This is a genomic window from Laspinema sp. D2d, from assembly GCF_025370755.1.
Taxonomy (GTDB): Bacteria; Cyanobacteriota; Cyanobacteriia; order Cyanobacteriales; family Laspinemataceae; genus Laspinema.
In genome coordinates, this window is sequence record NZ_JAMXFC010000027.1 from 33,587 (window position 1) to 50,278 (window position 16,692).

The window sequence follows — 16,692 nt, forward strand, 5'->3', positions numbered from 1 at the left end:
GAGTTTGACTTCTGCTTTGCCACTTTTCTAGAAGTCTAGAAAAAGGTTCACCTCGACATGACAGAAGGAATCCACCGTCTTAGAAGTCAACCCGAATGGGTCATACTCCTGTGGATTTTCCCCGGTCCTGTTACATTTTAATATTTTTTGCAAAATTTGTTTACATAGAACACCTTTTTTTTCCGCAATGGGTTTGATTCCGATTTTAGTAACGATAGTGCGCGAACGCTTTGTTAGCTTCTGCCATCCGGTGGGTTTCTTCCCGTTTGCGGATTGCGTTGCCCGTTTCGTTGGCGGCATCCATTAATTCGTTTGCCAATTTCATTGCCATCGTGCGACCCGCACGGGTTCTGGAAAAGTGAATGATCCAGCGCAAGGCTAAGGCTGTACCGCGATCGGACCGAACTTCCATCGGGACTTGATAGGTGGCCCCGCCAACCCGACGACCTTTGACTTCCACTAGGGGAGTCACATTTTTGACCGCCTTTTCAAAGACTTCCAGGGCATCTGCGCCGGTTCTTTCTTCGATGGTTTTCATGGCGTTGTAAACAATGTTGAAGGCAACTGACTTTTTGCCACTCTTCATTACGCGCCGCACCATCATACCAACCAAGCGGCTGTTATAAACTGGATCGGGAGCAACAGAACGTTTTTGACTACCAGTGCGACGAGACATACTAACTTTTCACCCAAACTAACGACTGTAACTAACTGTAACTAACTGTAACTAGCCATGACTAGCTGTGATTTGTGGCTGAGGCGATTCAGCTTGAATCCTCCCACTGTTGTGGGCAGGAAGGCGGTTTTGTTTCTTTGGAGTGTTCGGAGGTCCGCTTAGTCCCTGTGAAGTGACGGTTCGCGATGGGTTGGACAGGCTTGATGGTCTGGCCGATGCTTTAATTAGGTCAGGCGATCGCATCTTTTAGCTGTCCAAGGCGACTGCTCCCTCTAGTTTTCCTACCGAGTCCGTTGAGAACTACCTGAATCTTTCTGGGGATCGCTCATCCTGATATCATCCATTGAATCGATGGGGTTTTTCAGGCCATCATTGGGCGAGATGAGCGCCGTCAGATTGTACCTCTTTTTGTCGATCAACTTAAGGGTTGGACTCTCTGCATCCCGTGGGAAGCTTGTTAATCCTTGGGTTCAATACCTTGGATACCCCACATCAGCGATCGCCCTTCAACTTTCCAGCAGACCCTTGAAGGTTCTGATTCAGGCTTCGCGCCTCATTTAATATCTATTTAGGATTTAGGACGCTTCGCCCCATATTTAGAACGCCCTTGACGGCGGTCCTTGACTCCGGCAGTGTCTAAAGTTCCACGGATGATGTGGTAACGAACTCCGGGTAAATCCTTGACCCTGCCGCCTCGGATCATCACTACGGAGTGTTCTTGCAGGTTATGACCAATGCCTGGAATGTAGGCGGTGACTTCAAATCCAGAGGTCAGACGAACCCGTGCTACTTTTCTGAGGGCTGAGTTCGGTTTTTTCGGTGTGGTGGTATAAACTCTCGTACAAACGCCCCGACGCTGCGGACAACTCTTGAGTGCAGGCGACTTGGTTTTCTTTTCGATCTTCTGCCGTTCGGTACGAATAAGTTGTTGTATTGTGGGCATGAGTTATGGGGTATTCAGGTTTTCAAGGATCAAGTTGACAACAATCTACAATTATATCTTACCCTAGTATCCCGTGTCAATTTTTAGGGCAGAACAACAATCTTAAATGGCAGGGGATAAAAATCGCCGGGGGGCCATATTAAAGATTGAAGGGCTGACCTAAGCGGGTCCCTAGGGGGTGGAGGACTCAACAATTGAGAAGGAGTTACCACAACCACAAGTCTTTGCAGCCTTGGGATTATGGAAGCGGAACCCTCCTCCCATCAAATCCTGCGAGTAATCTAAAGTTAGGCCGTTGAGATAGTCGAGGAGGCGGCTATCGACCGTCACTTGAACGCCATCGCACTCACAGATGAGATCATCGGGGTTGCACTGTTCGTCAAACGCCATCGTATAGTACCACCCAGCACAACCCCCGGTTTCAACCCCGAGACGAAACCAGACATTTGGGTTGGACTGTTTAGACTGGATGCGTTTAATTTCGGTGACGGCTGCTTTACTCAGCTGAATCATGAATGGTGGACATTGGCTGTCGTGATCGGCGATCGCCATTTTACCGCGATCGCGACTCAAATGCTACCGCGATCGCCGGAGAATTTCCTCGAAAAATCGCCCTTTACTCGGATAAAAGGCGATCGCCTCTCATTTATAACCGATTCAAACCCCATTCCGCCCTATCACAACGGGAAGTTTTTTCTCCTTCCCCATTGACAACCCTTCCCCCAAAACTCCAATGGCGGCCTATTTTAGGCCGCCATTGAATCACCGCTATAGCGATAAAAACAAGAAAATCACAAGAGTTGCTGACCATCCCAATGAGGATTATTTAGTCCGGGCGTAGTCATCTTGGAAGCGCACGATATCATCTTCACCCAAATATTCCCCATTTTGAACCTCAATCAAAATCAAAGGAATCACCCCGGGATTTTCCAGACGATGATTCGTGCATTGCGGCACATAAGTAGACTGGTTGCTGGTGAGCATCAGTTCTTGGTCTCCGCAAACCACCCGGGCTGTTCCGCAAACCACGATCCAATGTTCGCTGCGATGGTGGTGCATTTGCAAACTGAGACGGTGACCCGGTTTGACTTCAATTCGCTTAATTTTATATCCTTTCGCATCTTCTAAAACCGTAAACGAACCCCAGGGGCGGAGTTCCGTTGCTGCCACCATCGCAGAGGATGAAGAGGTAGCAGTTGCTACGGGATGAAGAATTTCTTGAGCGTTAGCCATTGTTCGAGTCTCCATAATCGTTGATTGAGAGTGGGGAAGCGGCATCCAGTCCATCTAAGCGATCGCCCGGAAGGTTCGTTTGGGGTGGATCTGCACGATGAGAAATTTTCTGACATGAGTTGAGCTAACGAGTAGCTCGGATCTGCTTCTTAAAGATATATTTCCCCGAAAGCGCCCAATTAAAATAAAGCATTGAATTTCGTTACAGAACCGAGGGCCTTCCCGAACCCTCTTTACCCCACCATAACAAGCCAAAAACCCCTTGTCAGTCGTCCTCGGGATAGATTGGGGCAATCTATATCAAATCTTTAATCTCTAACCCTAGGGACTTTATCCGGGCTTTAATTTTCACCTCAACACTTAACCCTTAATCGGTATGAGCGATCGCACCCATCCCCCTCTACAGCTTGGGGCAACTCCGTTGGATGGCCCATCTTTTATAGATCTCATGTGTAAGTCCTGAGTATCTTCAGACCAGGGATTGTCAGATGAAAGTTATTTCTATATGATTTTTAATCCGGACCTATAACTGTGGCTTACCCCTAACATTCAGGGGTTTAATCTGGACTCCTCTGGTCCATCCTGGTTCAACAGGGCCGCCCTCAGCATCTCAAGACCGCAGGGAAGGAGAGCTAAATCAGAGGGAACCGAGAAAGTCCCCAGGTTCAACACAAATTTAGGGCCATTCTCAAGACAACCGCTCAAGTCAGACCGGAATTAACAATGGCCTGAAAACCTTCTAAAATTAATGAGAAAGAAGGTCAATTTACACAGATGCCCGATCGCCAGATTGGCTATTTCCGTTCGGGACTTGCATTCGGGTAAAAACGGATAGGCACCTCACCAGATCAAGCCAAACCCTTGAGGGTCAGAAGGGACAGCATTTAAATGCGATCGCGCCTACCCCAGACCGGCTCATTTCCATCCCAACATTGTTTACCCCTAATTTATAGAGAAATCGATGATTAAAAGCTGGCAGATTTAACCGGAAGAACCTCTAAAACCTAAACTCTAAACTCTACAATTCTCCATCCATCATCTACCCGAAAAGCAATGCCCAACCCAAATACTCAATCCAATTCCATCAATGAGTTCGGTTTTCTCGGTCAACCCTGGTTAGTGGAAGAACGAGACGCCTGTGGAGTCGGTTATATCGCCAATCCCGAAAACGTTCCCAGTCGGGAAATTGTTTCAATGGCGCTCAATGCCTTAACCTGTCTTGAACATCGGGGCGGTTGTTCTGCCGACCGGGATTCGGGAGATGGGGCCGGAGTAATGACCGCTATTCCTTGGCAACTCTTCCAGCCTTGGTTACAAGAGCATAACCCGAATTCCTATCCCCTCGAATCTATTGGGGTCGGGATGGTGTTTTTCTCCCTGGACCCGGTGTTGCAACAGGCAGCGCGTCAAATGGTTGAGGACACGCTCAAAACATATAATTTGCAACTGTTGGGGTGGCGTAAGGTCCCCGTGCGTCCGGAAGTGTTGGGGGTGCAAGCGCGGGAAAATCAGCCTCATATTGAGCAAATGTTTGTCCATTCGCCGGATAAAACCGGGGATGAGTTGGAACGGCATCTGTATCTGACGCGCCGCGCGATCGGTTCTGCCTTGAAAGTGAATGCAGGGGGGCCGAACCACCCAAATCCTATGATTTGGGGACAAGATTTCTATATTTGCTCCTTCTCTAACCGCACCATTGTCTATAAAGGCATGGTTCGTTCTGCGGTGCTCTGTGACTTTTATCTGGATCTGCTGGATGAGTCCTATACCAGTGCTTTCGCGGTTTATCATCGCCGGTTTAGCACCAATACCCTGCCCCGATGGCCGTTGGCTCAACCGATGCGGTTGTTAGGACACAATGGGGAAATTAATACCCTGTTGGGCAATATCAATTGGATGATGGCGCGGCAAGTGGATTTACAGTCGCCGCTATGGGGGGAAAAGATTGAACAACTTAAACCCCTAGTCAATCCCAACAATAGCGATTCTGCCAACCTAGATAATGTCATGGAATTGCTGGTGCGATCGGGGTCTCGCGCCAGCGAAGCCTTGATGATTATGGTGCCGGAAGCTTACAAAAATCAGCCTGCACTCAAGAATCGTCAGTCTATTGTCGATTTTTATGAATACTACAGCGGCATCCAAGAACCTTGGGATGGTCCGGCTTTGATTGCCTATAGTGATGGTCAACAGGTTGGGGCTACTCTTGATCGCAACGGATTACGCCCCGCCCGCTATGCGATCGCCCGTAATGGCTTAGTCATGGTCGCTTCCGAAGCCGGTGTCGTCAATATTCCCGAAGCCGACATCCTCGAAAAAGGCCGTCTGGGTCCCGGTCAAACCCTCGTTGTAGACCTAAGCACTCACGAAGTCCTCAAAAACTGGGAAGTTAAGGAACGGATTGCTCAAGCCCATCCCTATGGTGAATGGTTGGCCCAACATCGTCAACATCTCCAACGCCAAACTCCCCTGACGGCCAATCAACTGACTTCTGAACAACTCCTATCCGCCCAAACTGCCTTCGGTTACACCAGCGAAGACGTGGAAATGATCGTTGAAGAAATGGCGGCAATGGGTAAAGAACCGACCTTCTGTATGGGCGATGATATCCCCTTGGCGGTTCTGTCTCAAAAACCCCGTCTGCTTTATGACTATTTCAAACAACGGTTTGCGCAAGTCACCAATCCCCCCATTGACCCCCTGCGGGAAAGTCTGGTGATGTCCCTGCGTATGCATTTAGGCGTTCGGGGAAATCTCCTGGAAGTCAAACCCGAATTTGCAGGACAGCTAGAAATTGACTCCCCGGTGCTCAATGAAGCGGATTTACGCCAGATTGAATCTCGGTCCGATGCGGTGTCTCTGTCTACCCTATTTCCCCTGACAGATAGCCCCTCAGAATTGGCCGACTCGGTGCAAACCCTCTGCAATCAAGCTGAGTCAGCGGTGCGAAATGGCGCAACCCTGGTGATTCTGAGTGATGCACCGGGACCGAATGCGGAGACCACCTACATTCCCCCACTGGTGGCGGTTGGGGCGGTTCATCATGCCCTGATTCGGGCAGGATTGCGCTCTCATGCTTCTTTGATTGTCAATACGGCCCAATGTTGGAGTACCCATCATTTTGCTTGTCTGATTGGCTATGGTGCATCGGCAGTTTGTCCCTATTTGGCTTTAGAATCGGTGCGCCATTGGCATGAAGATGGCAAAACTCAGAAGTTGATGGAACGGGGTAAACTGCCGCAAGTTACCCTAGAGCAGTCCCAGGAAAATTATCGTCATGCGATCGAAGCGGGACTGTTGAAGATTCTCTCGAAAATGGGGATTTCCCTGCTGTCGAGTTATCACGGCGCTCAAATTTTTGAGGCGATCGGGATTGGTCGGGAGTTGCTGGATCTGGCCTTTGTGGGTACGGCTTCTCAAATTGGCGGATTGAGTGTCGCTGAATTAGCCTCAGAACTGCGGGCGTTCCATGAGAAGGCATTCCCCCAACCCGTGGGCAAGAAATTGCAGAATGAAGGGTTTGTCCAGTATCGCCCGGGTGGGGAATATCACATGAATTCTCCGGAAATGTCTAAGGCGCTACATAAGGCGGTAGCGGATACCAAGGGTTCTGGAGAAGGGTACGAGCATTATCAACTCTATAAGCAGTATTTAGCCGAACGGCCACCGACAGCGTTGCGAGATTTGTTGGATTTCAAGAGCGATCGCCCTTCGATTTCCATTGATGAAGTTGAACCTGTAGCCGAAATTCTCAAACGGTTCTGCACGGGTGGAATGTCCCTCGGGGCCCTGTCTCGGGAGTCCCATGAAGTATTAGCGATCGCCATGAACCGGATTGGGGGTAAATCCAACTCCGGAGAAGGCGGGGAAGACCCGGTACGGTTTGGTCGGTTGGATGATGTGGATGACCAAGGTAAGTCGCCTTCGTTACCGCATCTGAACGGGTTACAAAATGGGGATACTGCTTCCTCGGCGATTAAACAGGTGGCCTCTGGTCGCTTTGGGGTGACTCCCGAGTACCTGATGAGTGCCCAGCAAATCGAAATTAAAATGGCGCAAGGGGCCAAACCCGGTGAAGGTGGACAACTGCCTGGGAAAAAAGTTAGTCCCTATATCGCTATGTTGCGGAAATCTAAGCCCGGAGTGCCGTTGATTTCGCCCCCACCGCACCACGATATCTACAGCATTGAAGATTTGGCCCAGTTAATTTTTGACCTGCACCAAATTAATCCCAAAGCCGGGGTTTCGGTGAAATTGGTCTCAGAAATTGGCATTGGCACGATCGCCGCTGGGGTTGCCAAGGCGAATGCGGATATTATCCAGATTTCCGGCCATGATGGCGGTACCGGCGCTTCTCCCTTGAGTTCGATTAAACACGCTGGGAGTCCCTGGGAATTGGGATTAGCCGAAGTGCAGCGGGTGTTGATGAGCAATGGACTGCGCGATCGCGTCGTCCTCCGCACCGATGGCGGCTTGAAAAGTGGCTGGGATGTCCTGATTGCTGCCTTGATGGGGGCGGAAGAGTTTGGTTTTGGCAGTATCGCCATGATTGCTGAAGGTTGCATCATGGCCCGGATTTGCCATACGAACAATTGTCCCGTGGGCGTCGCCACCCAGCAGGAGAAACTCCGGGCGCGGTTTACTGGGGTTCCCGAGCACGTCGTCAACTTCTTCTATTTCATAGGGGAAGAAGTTCGCCAATTGTTGGCGATGTTGGGATATCGCTCTTTGCAAGACGTGATTGGACGCGGAGACTTGCTGACCCTGCGGGAGTCGGTGCAGTTGACCAAGACTCAGGGACTGAGTTTGGATGTGATTACCAAGATGTTGCCGGATACCCGGGGCGATCGCAGTTGGTTAAATCATGGTCCGGTGCATAGTAATGGGCCGGTGTTGGATGATGAATTGTTGGCAGATACAGAGATTACTCGGGCGATCGCCACTCAATCCCAAGTCTCCAAAACTCTGCCGATTGTCAATACAGACCGTTCCCTAGGGGCGCGTCTGGCCGGGGAAATTGCCTCTCGCTATGGCAATAATGGCTTTGGCGGTCACATTAACCTGACCTTCCAAGGGGCTGCCGGACAGAGTTTTGGGGCATTTAATGTCTCTGGAGTCACCCTGCGCCTAGAAGGAGAGGCCAATGATTATGTCGGTAAAGGCATGACTGGCGGAACCTTGGTGGTGGTGCCCCCAGCGGGAGCCACTTATAATCCGGCAGACAATGCGATCGTGGGGAATACCTGCCTTTATGGGTCCACCGGCGGATACTTGTTTGCCCGGGGTCAAGCCGGAGAACGTTTTGCGGTCCGCAATTCCCTAGGTAAGGCTGTGATCGAAGGGGCCGGGGACCATGCCTGCGAATATATGACCGGCGGCGTAATTGTGGTTCTGGGCAAAACGGGCCGGAACGTGGGGGCCGGGATGACCGGAGGATTGGCCTATTTCTTGGATGAAGAGGGCAGTTTTGAGGAGTTGGTCAATCATGAGATTGTCCAGGTTCAGCGGGTAACGACGCCTGCCGGAGAGGCGCAACTCAAGGAGATGATTCAGATGCACCAAGAACACACGGGTAGCGAGAAGGCATCTCAGATTCTGGACAACTGGACGGAGTATTTACCCAAGTTCTGGCAAGTCGTCCCGCCTTCGGAAGCCGATAGTCCCGAGGCATCCGCTGAGTCCACTGTTGAGAAGGTGCCCGTGAAGGCATAAGGGAGATGGGGGAGATGGGGGAGATGGGGGAGATGGGGGAGATGGGGAGGATGGGGAGGATGGGGGAGATGGGGAGGATGGGGGAGATGGGTTGGGGGTTTGAGTGAAGTCGTTACCCCCCTTTCAACGTCACGACTTCAGCCATTTCCTGTCCCCACCTCCCCTATCCTCCCTATCCTCCCCATCCTCCCCATCCTCCCTATCCTCCCCATCCTCCCAGTAACCAATAAGTCATCATCTCTCCTCTTCCTTTCACCTCAACCAGTCCGCGTGGCTCAAAGTGGAACTGATGTTTTAAGCGTTCGTAAACGGTTTCTGTGACTTGAATTTTGCCGGGGATGCCGGATGATTCCATGCGCGAGGCGACATTGACGGCATCTCCCCATAAGTCGTAACTGAACTTTTTGACGCCAATCACACCCGCAACAACGGGTCCGGTGTTGATGCCGATTCTAATTTGAAGCGTGGACCCATAGTGGGATTGAAATTGGGCGATGCTGGATTGCATTTCTAAGGCCATTTGAGCGATCGCCTCAGCCGAATTGGGGTGTTTAACAGGAAGTCCACCGACTACCATATAGGCATCACCTATAGTTTTAATTTTCTCTAACCCCAGTTTTTCGCTGAGGGTATCAAAGGTGGAGAAAATTTCATTGAGTAGGTTGACTAATTCGGGGGGTTGCATTTTGGCCGAAAGCGGGGTGAATCCAACAATATCGGAAAATAAAATGGTGACTTCCTCAAATTGTTCAGCAATAGCGCTAGTGTCGGTTTTCAAGCGATCGGCAATGGCTTTGGGTAAGATATTTAATAATAATTTTTCGGTTTGTTCTTGACTTTGTTGCAAGGCAATATCGGTGATTTTTCGCTCTAATTCAGCCCCGGCCCTAGCCGCAAAAATTTTCAATACGAGCTTGCGGGTGTCGTCATCGATCATGGGGTGGGTATCTAAGACGGCAATATGACCAATCACCTCCCCTGTGGTGTTCATTAAGGGGATTCCGGCATAGCTTTGCACATTCAACGCGGCCAAATCGGCTCGCTCGGGAAACCGAGCCGTAATATTTTCAGGATAGTAATAATATTGTCCCTTGGCAATCACTTCATTGCAAGGTGTCCCCACTAAATCATATTCTAATTTTTCAGAAAAGTTTTGGTCTTTCCAGAAAGATAACATCCGAACTCGGTCTTTTTGCACGTTCGCACATTCCGTAATCAAGGCATAGCGAATTCCCAAAATTTCCGCCAAATATTGAACACAAGACTGGAAAAAGTCTTGTCCAGTTTTGGAGGCAGTGCCTTCAACAATGAGTTTGAGGGCTTCTTCTCGCCGTTTGCGATCGCTGATATCTCGGACGACACAGAGAACTGAGTTTAAAGAAATGGGGGAAAGGCTTGCAGATGCCTCTATTTTAGTTTGTCCGAGGGTGAAACTATATTCGACTTCTCGCGTTTCTTGGCGCGCTAAAGCTTCTCGAACTTCAATTAAGAATAACTGAGCAGTTGCTTCGGGAAGTACATCATAGATTGTTTGACCTAATATCTCTTCAGCGGGTTGGGAAAGCAGCTTAGTATTGGTGTTGGCAATTTTTAAATACCGGCCCTGAGCATCTAAAACATAAATCAATTCATTCATGCTTTTAATGAGGGCTAATAATTCGTTTTGAGAGGTCTCTAAATCAGTTTGGGCTTTTTCTAGGCCAATAATTGTTCCCTGCAATTCTTCATTTTTAAGGGTTAATTGTTGTTGGAGGTTTTTTAAATTGAGTTGGGTTTTAACTCGGACTAACACTTCTTCCAATTGAAAAGGTTTGGTAATGTAATCTACGCCTCCAACTTGAAACGCTTTAAGTTTATCCTCCACTTCATTTCCAGCGCTTAAAAAAATCACAGGAACCTCACGGGTTTGAGGGTCACTTTTTAAATGTTCACAGACTTCATAACCTCCCATTTCTGGCATATTAATATCCAGAAGAATTAGGTCAGGAGGAAGCATTTTGGCAGCATTTAACGCATATTTTCCATTAGTCGCTTTACGAATTGAGTACCCTTGACTCGATAAGAAGTTTGCTAAAAACCGGATATTTTCTAGCTTGTCATCTACAATTAAAATATTGCCAAGCTCTTGAGGGGTGGGAAATTCTGTCATAAGGTTACCTAACAATAAAGTTCAGTTACTTTTAATTCTCTAAATTGCGAGATTAAATCAGGCTAAAAATCCGTCCTGATTAATGAAATTGTTAAAATATCGGAAGAGGTTTAAGGGGGTAATTTCATCAGTTGCATAGGGGGAATTTTATTATTCATCCCGTAAAATCCGGTTAATATCTCATTTTTTCTCAAGTTAAGGTGTGGGGTATCTAAATAGGAGATTAGAAACGCCCCAAATTTTTGAATTACCCTAAGCGATCGCTCTTCCTCCTAGGTATGAGACCCGTAAGCCATCCCCTAGGCTTTGCATCAAGATTCAGGGGTAGAATTAAAGTCAATTCTTAATTCCTTAAACCCTAAAGAATTGCTCTGTTGGCATGAGAGACCCATTTCATCAATCCTTAATAACTACGATAGGGGACTGACAATTACGACTATAGAGGGTGTGATTTAATGTCATTTAATGAATCAAGAAAATGAACTGTAAATAATTGAAATAAATCAGATAGATTTAATAAATGGAGGCTGTTTCTATCTGTTTTTTGATAGCCTCCATGAGTTTCTCTATATTAAAAGGCTTAGAAATATAGTCGGCTCCTCCTGTACTAATAGCTTTCCGTTTTTCGGAAGGATCATCATTAGCACTCAAAAATATGATGGGAATATCAAGGGTATTGGGGTCAGATTTAATGAGATGACAGAGTTGATAGCCACTCATATCCGGCATTTGAACATCTAACAGAATTAGACGGGGTTTAGAGGATTCAATCGCCGTCAGTGCCATTTTCCCATTGAGCGCTTTTCGAGTTTGATATCCCCGTTTCACTAAAATCCGAGAGAGTAGGCGAATGTTATCGGCTACATCATCTACGATTAAAATATCAAGGGGATGGGCTAAATTTGAGCCGGGGATTTGAGATTGAGTAACCATGAAATTTAAGTCGATAAAGTTGGGGAGGGAGGTTGAGCCAATTCCATCAGGCGATCAAATTGGTAGTTTTCTAAGAGATCAGTTAAAGTTTCGATTAGCTCAGAGTGTTCCCGTGGAATCCTATTCAGGAGTTCTAAAGCTAGGGTATCGCTGCCTTGGGCGACGGCATTGTAAAATTGGTTCACCCAATCTGGGGGCATAAATTGTAAGGCATCAGCCTCAAGTGAGCAAGTTGATTCTTTATTCTGGGAACTGGGACGAGTGGGGGTAATTTTCGTCTCCTGGTAGGAGTATTTTGCCCCAAGATAATGGGAGAGGGTCTCTAAAATTTCTTCTCGCCGGAAGGGTTTGCTGACGAAATTATCGCAACCAACTTGTAAACACTCTTCTCGATTTTCTGAAAAGGCACTGGCAGTAATCGCGATAATCGGAGGAACAGGGGCTAAATCACGGGAGGGGTTCCTGCGGGTTCCGAATTGTTTAATTCGTTGGGTTGCCTCATATCCATCCATTTTGGGCATATGCATATCCATAAAAATTAGGTGAGGATGCCATTGTTGCCAACTGGCGATCGCCACTTCCCCATTTTCGGCTTCGTTAACTTCCACGCCGATATCCTTTAACAAGGTGACTAATAACAATCGGTTAATCGGGTTATCTTCTACTACCAAAATTCGATAGTTCGGTTGTCCTGGTGCTAACCGAATAGCACCATTGAGATCGCAAGAATGTTCCATGCTGGACCCTTGAACCAAACCCACGGGAATCTCAAATTTAAAACTACTGCCTTCCCCTACAGTACTGGTAACGGTAATCAGTCCTCCCATTAATTGGACAAATTTCTGAGAAATTCGCAGTCCTAACCCTGTTCCTTCTTGGGATTGGCGTCCTACCCGAGTTTGCTGAAAGGCTTGAAATAGGTCCTTGATGTCTTCGGAACTGAGTCCGGGACCCGTATCTTCTACTTCAAATTTCAAGGTAGATTGGTAGGGGTTCTCCTTTTGATCTGAAAATTCTGGGCGAGATATCCGCAGGGTAACTAGCCCGGTGTTGGTAAATTTGATAGCATTTCCCAGCAGATTAATGAGCACCTGGCGCAATTTATTTTCATCCCCGCGAATAAATTGCGGTAGGCTGGGTTGCAGTTCAAATTTCAGGCTTAAACCCTTAGATTTGGCTTTGAGTTGCAGCATGGATTCCAAGCTGTACACCAGTTTAGGGAGGTCAAATTCCACCTCATTCAGGGTGACTCGCCCCGCTTCGATTTTCGACATTTCTAAGACATCGTTAATCAGAGCGAGTAAATGGGAGCCACTTTTGTTGATAATGTCAATATATCCTTGATGCAGATCCGCAAGAGAACTATCCCGTTGCATCAGTTGAGTAAACCCTAAAATGGCATTTAGAGGTGTTCTCAGTTCGTGGCTCATATTGGCTAAAAATTCACTTTTAGCTCGGTTGGCTGCATTGGCAGCTTCAGCGGTGCGATGCAATTCTTCGGCTTGTTTGTGGGTTTGGGCAAATAGTTCGGCTTGTTGGACGGCGACTCCCAATTGATTACCAATTTGGATAACAATTTTAACTTCCGCCTCTTTCCAATCTCGGGGACCGCTATTTTGATACACTCCCAGCAAGCCCCAAAGTGTACTTCCGGAAAAGATGGGTGCAATCACATAAGCCCGGGCGCTTAATTGCTCTAAAAATTTGAGATAGCAGGAGCTAAAACCGGCTTGATAAATATCAGAAACTGAACAAAATGTTTGTTTCTGACGATAGATTCCTCCTTCCTGTTCTTGCAGGTAGGTGTCTTTAATCAACAAATTTGATGAATTCATTTGAGTGAGGACACAACTGGGTCCATCGGTGGTGACTTGTGTCAGGAGAGGGTCGTCTGCTTGTTCGGGCAATAACATATCCCAACCCGGGGTAACAGACTCGGAAACTAATGCACCACTCCAATCAGGATTAAAGCGATAAATCATGACGCGATCGCAGTCAACGGCTTGGCGCAGTTCGTTAGTGGTGGCATGAAAAATTGTTTCTAAATTTAAACTTTCCCGCATCCGTTGGATGATCAGAGAAATGGTTTTTTCCCGTTCTGCCATCACCCGCAGTTCGGCTTCCATCTCAATCCGTTCTTGAATTTCGGTTTCTAAAGTCGAGTTTACAGCGACCAATTCAGCAGTGCGCTTCTGAACCCGAGATTCTAACTCTTCATAAGCCAAATGTTTCTCTTCTTCCGCCCATTTTCTTTGCAGTTCCGTAGCGGCTCTGGCCGCAAATACACTCATAATTGCTCGGGCTTGATCCTGCTCCTCTAAGGGCTTGACATCGAGAATACACAGGGTCCCGATCGCCTGGTGATTGCCATCTAATAAAGAAACTCCCAGATAGCTTTCGGCTCCAATTTCTTCCAGCAAAGGATCATTGGGAAAATGTTCCTGCAATTTCTCGGGATAGCAGGCAAAGTCTTGATTATAAGTAATAAAATCGCAAGGTCTTCCGGTAAAGTTATAAGTAAAATTATTACCCAAATCATCCCCAGCCCAAAAACCTAGACTCTCTAAAGTTTGGTCTTGCTCGTGATTTTTTTCTGAAACAATTACATACTTGACATTTAAAGCCTTGGCTAAGTTCTTAACGAGGGCCGGAAAAAAATCTTGTCCTGTAACGGAGGCAGTTCCGGACACAAGCGCTTGCAGAATTTCTTCCGTTCGTTGCCGTTGTAGCACTTCTTTCTGCAATTCGTGATTAACGGCTTCGAGCTGTTCTGGGGTGCGGAGGGCCAGAAATTGGGGCAGCAGTTCCACCAGTCGCAAGGCGGTATAGCAAGAAACAATGGCGGTGAGGGCTCGCTCAATTCCCGAAACCCAATAATCAGGATGCCACAGGGTCCAAATATCTAATAAATGACCCACTCCACAGAGAACAATAAAGGCTCCAAACATCGCAAAGATGCTAGAAAACGCAATGTCTCTGCGTTTGTAGATGAAGTAAATCAGCATCGTGGGAATGGAGAAGTAGGCGATCGCAATTAGCGCATCGCTAACCAGATGCAGTGCAACGAGGGGAGTTTGCCAAAGGTAACAATGGCCGTGTGGAATATAGTAACGTGGGGTCAGAAAATCGTTCAAGAATTCCAGCACTGTTCTCTTCTCCTTGCAACTCTTAATTTGAGCAATATCCAGTCAACATTTATAAAAATAGGAAGGGGAGTCTAGGCTCAGAGAGTGTCACTCTAAATTGAATCGTCTCTGATTCAATTTCCAGAGAGTTTTTAACCCGGTTCAGACTCTATCCAAGATGGAGCGGTCGGTTGGAACCTATTTCCTGGCTGTTCGGTTTCTTTGCAGTGGAGGAACTTCTGCCTTCAGACTGCTTTTGAAACTCAGCTCTCTCTCCTGAAGTTTATCCTGCCATCGGACAAGCGCGATCGCCACCCCCGATGGAACGTTAAGGCAGTAACTTAGGCATGGAAGCAGGAATCTTAATGGGAAGGGGTTGATAACCCCTGTAAAATGGGTAACGAATGGATTGAATTGAGATCAATAATTTTAGATTGGTTACAAAGTGTTAAGTGTGGTTTTTCCTGATAGCCCATTGGAACGAACAACAGCTCAAAAACGTAGAAGAGGGGTGATTCTCAGCTCTCAGGGTGCTCAACGCTTACAAGCGGCGGAGCATTTGTCAGCCGCACGGGATAATGGTGGCAACTCCTACACCTTGGAAGAGTTAAGCGATCGCACCGGACTGAGTACCAAAACTCTGACAAAAGTCCGGCATCGACAAAAGCCGGTCGATTGTGTCACCTTAGCCGACTACTTCACCGCATTTGGCCTTTCCCTCCAAACCCAGGACTATGTTAGCCAGGAGCCCGACCCCGAGGCATCAATGGCCGCTTTAACGGGTTTACTCAGGACCCCACTGAAGGGACAGTTAGTGGTTGATTCTCCATTCTACATCTATCGATCCCCGGCGGAACAGCTTCTGAAAGCTGAGAGTTTGCAACCGGGGGCCTTAATTCGGATTCGAGGGCCTCGACAGTTTGGCAAAACTTCTTTAGTAGTGCGGGGATTTACGCCTGTAGAAGAAAGTGATTTTCGCATCGCGATCGTCAGTTTGCAACTGGCCGATAGCGGTGTTTTTGACAGTTTAACAGTTTTCTTGCAATGGTTGTGTGTCATGATCACCCGGAGCCTGGGATTACCCAATCGCCTAGACGAATTTTGGAATCCGATGTTTGGCAGCAGCTATAGTTGCAATGATTATTTTGAAAGCTATTTGCTGCCTGCGGCTGAAAATCCACTGTTGCTCGTCTTGGATGAAGTAAATTTAGTCTTTAGCTATCCGAAGATTGCCACGGATTTTTTTGGAATGCTCCGCGCTTGGTATGAGCGATCGCGTCACAGTACCGAGGGAAGTGAACTCTGGCAAAAACTCCGGTTAGTTATTATCTATTCTACGGATGTTTTTCTGCCGTTAACGGTGCATCAATCGCCGTTTAATGTTGGGTTATTAATTAATTTATCAGCATTTACGGTAGAACAGGTTGAGGAGTTAGCGGTGCGTTATGGATTAATGCCCCCCGAACACTATGCCACTCGTGCGATCGCCCTGCTTGGCGGCCATCCCTACTTAACCCAATTGGCCTTTTTTCACTTAAGTCAACAAACCGTCACCCTCGAAAGCTTGCTCGAAACTATCACGACTCCCGATAGCATCTTTGAGAGTCATTTACGGCAACAATTCGCCTATTTAGAGCAGCATCCTGACCTCAAGGATGCCTGGAAATCAGTGATTTTGGCCCCAACGGGTGTAGAATTGCACCCCACCCAAGCTTTTAAATTGCAGGGATTGGGATTAATTAAATTTGAAAATCAGTTAGCCTTCCCCAGTTGTCTGCTTTATCAAACTTATTTTTCCCGATTCTTGAAAGACTAGACTTCTTGCCAAATTCTCTTAAGCCCCCCAAGAATTAACTATTTATTCCTCGGGCTTTCCCCTTCTTAAGGGGGACGGGAGGGGGATTCAAGGGGGTTGGGGGGA

The 16,692-nt window shown here is 47.6% G+C and carries 10 protein-coding genes; 3 read left to right on the forward strand and 7 right to left on the reverse strand.

All coding sequences use genetic code 11. The features are described 5' to 3' along the window. Positions 1–205 precede the first annotated feature (205 nt). The 3 genes from rpsG to NG796_RS17740 form a co-directional block, all read right to left on the reverse strand. Complete coding sequence (gene rpsG, locus NG796_RS17730) at positions 206–676, reverse strand: 30S ribosomal protein S7 (protein WP_261208206.1); 471 nt, start codon at positions 674–676, stop codon at positions 206–208. Between the two features lie 568 nt (positions 677–1,244). Continuing rightward, positions 1,245–1,619, reverse strand: a complete 375-nt coding sequence (gene rpsL, locus NG796_RS17735; RefSeq protein WP_261208207.1) for a 30S ribosomal protein S12 — start codon at positions 1,617–1,619, stop codon at positions 1,245–1,247. 171 nt (positions 1,620–1,790) lie between these two features. Beyond that, positions 1,791–2,132, reverse strand: coding sequence for a HesB/IscA family protein (locus NG796_RS17740; protein ID WP_261208208.1), 342 nt, complete (start codon positions 2,130–2,132; stop codon positions 1,791–1,793). A gap of 2 nt (positions 2,133–2,134) precedes the next feature. Here NG796_RS17740 and NG796_RS17745 point away from each other — a divergent pair, with 2 nt between their 5' ends. Further along, positions 2,135–2,380, forward strand: a complete 246-nt coding sequence (locus NG796_RS17745) for a hypothetical protein (RefSeq protein ID WP_261208209.1) — start codon at positions 2,135–2,137, stop codon at positions 2,378–2,380. Positions 2,381–2,441: 61 nt separating this feature from the next. Here NG796_RS17745 and NG796_RS17750 read toward each other — a convergent pair whose 3' ends face one another. Beyond that, on the reverse strand, positions 2,442–2,852 hold the full coding sequence (locus NG796_RS17750; protein WP_261208210.1) for a phosphomannose isomerase type II C-terminal cupin domain: 411 nt from the start codon (positions 2,850–2,852) through the stop codon (positions 2,442–2,444). 1,053 nt (positions 2,853–3,905) lie between these two features. Here NG796_RS17750 and gltB point away from each other — a divergent pair. Next, positions 3,906–8,564 carry a glutamate synthase large subunit gene (gltB, locus tag NG796_RS17755; RefSeq protein WP_261208212.1) on the forward strand — a complete coding sequence of 1,553 codons (4,659 nt, stop codon included), beginning with the start codon at positions 3,906–3,908 and terminating at the stop codon, positions 8,562–8,564. A 199-nt stretch (positions 8,565–8,763) separates the two neighbouring features. Here the strand turns inward: gltB and NG796_RS17760 are convergent, their stop codons facing one another. The 3 genes from NG796_RS17760 to NG796_RS17770 all read right to left on the reverse strand — a co-directional run bounded on the left by NG796_RS17760 (position 8,764) and on the right by NG796_RS17770 (position 14,792). Next, positions 8,764–10,713 carry an adenylate/guanylate cyclase domain-containing protein gene (locus NG796_RS17760; protein WP_261208213.1) on the reverse strand — a complete coding sequence of 650 codons (1,950 nt, stop codon included), beginning with the start codon at positions 10,711–10,713 and terminating at the stop codon, positions 8,764–8,766. Between the two features lie 513 nt (positions 10,714–11,226). Next, positions 11,227–11,646, reverse strand: a complete 420-nt coding sequence (locus NG796_RS17765; protein WP_261208214.1) for a response regulator — start codon at positions 11,644–11,646, stop codon at positions 11,227–11,229. Between the two features lie 5 nt (positions 11,647–11,651). Continuing rightward, complete coding sequence (locus NG796_RS17770; protein WP_261208215.1) at positions 11,652–14,792, reverse strand: GAF domain-containing protein; 3,141 nt, start codon at positions 14,790–14,792, stop codon at positions 11,652–11,654. A gap of 490 nt (positions 14,793–15,282) precedes the next feature. On the opposite strand from NG796_RS17770, the gene NG796_RS17775 reads away from it, so the two are divergent. After that, positions 15,283–16,587 carry an AAA-like domain-containing protein gene (locus NG796_RS17775; protein WP_261208216.1) on the forward strand — a complete coding sequence of 435 codons (1,305 nt, stop codon included), beginning with the start codon at positions 15,283–15,285 and terminating at the stop codon, positions 16,585–16,587. Positions 16,588–16,692 lie beyond the last annotated feature (105 nt).

Coding starts and splice junctions, on each gene's coding strand:
- gltB (WP_261208212.1), top strand. CDS start 3,906: ATGCCCAACCCAAATACTCAATCCAATTCCATCAATGAGTTCGGTTTT.
- NG796_RS17750 (WP_261208210.1), bottom strand. CDS start 2,852: ATGGCTAACGCTCAAGAAATTCTTCATCCCGTAGCAACTGCTACCTCT.
- NG796_RS17745 (WP_261208209.1), top strand. CDS start 2,135: ATGGTGGACATTGGCTGTCGTGATCGGCGATCGCCATTTTACCGCGAT.
- NG796_RS17760 (WP_261208213.1), bottom strand. CDS start 10,713: ATGACAGAATTTCCCACCCCTCAAGAGCTTGGCAATATTTTAATTGTA.
- NG796_RS17765 (WP_261208214.1), bottom strand. CDS start 11,646: ATGGTTACTCAATCTCAAATCCCCGGCTCAAATTTAGCCCATCCCCTT.
- NG796_RS17740 (WP_261208208.1), bottom strand. CDS start 2,132: ATGATTCAGCTGAGTAAAGCAGCCGTCACCGAAATTAAACGCATCCAG.
- rpsG (WP_261208206.1), bottom strand. CDS start 676: ATGTCTCGTCGCACTGGTAGTCAAAAACGTTCTGTTGCTCCCGATCCA.
- rpsL (WP_261208207.1), bottom strand. CDS start 1,619: ATGCCCACAATACAACAACTTATTCGTACCGAACGGCAGAAGATCGAA.